The 1,603-nt window shown below is 59.5% G+C and carries 1 protein-coding gene and 1 pseudogene; both read left to right on the top strand.

Annotated elements, in window-relative coordinates:
- Window positions 1-921, top strand: a pseudogene (locus B4F73_RS07470) (glucose-6-phosphate isomerase); the annotation flags it as partial.
- Between the two features lie 48 nt (window positions 922-969).
- On the top strand, window positions 970-1,603 hold a 634-nt coding region (locus B4F73_RS07465), incomplete at its 3' end, for a ribonuclease E/G (protein WP_290482896.1).

The raw sequence follows: 1,603 nt of genomic DNA, 5'->3' as shown, positions 1-1,603 counted from the left end.
GATCAATCGCAACAGCATCTCGCGTTGGTTACAGCAAATCCGGATCGCGCCAAGGCTTGGCTGAATGGCCGAGAAGCACATGTGTTTGATATGCCCCTGTCAGTGGGTGGGCGTTTCTCGCTCTGGTCGGCAGCATCACTGGCTTGCATGATCTATCTCGGCGCAGACACGTTCGAGGGCATACTGAAAGGCGCCGCCGAGATGGATGCGCATGTCCGGTCGGCTCCACTCGAAGAGAATGCCGCCATGCGCCTGGCCCTGCTCGACTATTGGAACGCGACAATTCGGAACGAAAAGATGCGCGTCCTGCTCGCATATGCGAACCGGTTGCGAATGTTGCCGACCTATCTGCAACAGCTTGAAATGGAATCGAATGGCAAGACCGTTGGCCCGACGGGCACAATGGTATCTGGTGCAACCGCTCCGGCGCTCTGGGGCGGCGAAGGATCGGTTGGCCAGCACTCCTACCATCAATGGCTACACCAGGGCTCACAAGACGTGCCTTGCGAATTCATCCTCGCTCCAGATCGCAGCCGGGATCCGGAAGGCATTAACGCTCTGACAGCTCATGCCTTGGCGCAGGCCGAAGTGCTCGCGAATGGACGGAGCTTCGATGAAGTCAAACAGGAAGAGCCTGATTTGTCAGACGAAGTCGCACGCCAGAAGGTCCATGCGGGTGGTCGCGCATCCACCTTCCTCGTGCACAATACGTTCGGGCCAGCGGCATTCGGCGCACTGGTGGCCCTGTATGAGCATCGGACCTATCTCGCCGGGCATTTGTGGCAGCTCAACCCGTTTGACCAATGGGGTGTGGAACGAGGCAAGACGATGGCATCACGTCTCAAGCCAGCAGTCGAAGGTACCGCAGCGGCGGACGACGCGGTTACGTCAGCCCTAATCGCCATGATTGCGGGGGATTAACCGATCCGAATCCTGCGCGAAGTCTGTGTTGGCGAAACGCGCCAAGTCTTGCTGGACGATACGGGCCGACCTGTCGCACTCAAGATCACACGTTGGTCCGACAGCGAGACACAGCTGACCCTGGGCGCGCAGGCCCCTGCCCGGATCCGATCGCTACAACCCGAACAAGGCGGCGCATTTGTCGAGACGGCCGGTAAGGCTGAGGCGTTCCTGCGCTTGCCAGCAGACCACGGACTTACAGAAGGTCAGTCTGTAGACGTGACGGTCATGGCAGAGGCACGAAAAGACAAGCTGCCTCGCGTGTCGATGACCGACACGCGCATCCCAGCAGCAGACAACAACTCATGGCGCGAAGCACCAATTCACGATGTGGAGATCGGTGATGACCGCATTCAAGCGGCGTTTGACGAAGCCTCGTCGACAGTTGTGACCATCCCGAAGGGAGGGCGTCTGTGCATCGAGCGCGCCAGGGCTCTGACAGTGGTCGATATTGATAGCGCCGGGCGGCAAAGCAAGGGTAGCGCGGCGAGCCGCGCGCTTCAGCTCAATCTTGATGCTGCCCGAGAGCTGGCCCGACAGGTAGGCCTCCGTAGCCTCGGCGGTCTTGTCATCCTTGATTGTGTCGCGCCCCTCAATACCGGATCTCGTAAGAAGGTTCAGGATACGATGAAGTCCTGCCTGG

This window comes from Hyphomonas sp. UBA3601 (assembly GCF_002375605.1).
GTDB lineage: Bacteria > Pseudomonadota > Alphaproteobacteria > Caulobacterales > Hyphomonadaceae > Hyphomonas.
Note: the sequence above shows the minus strand (reverse complement) of the source record. Positions and strands in the feature narration are given on the sequence as shown.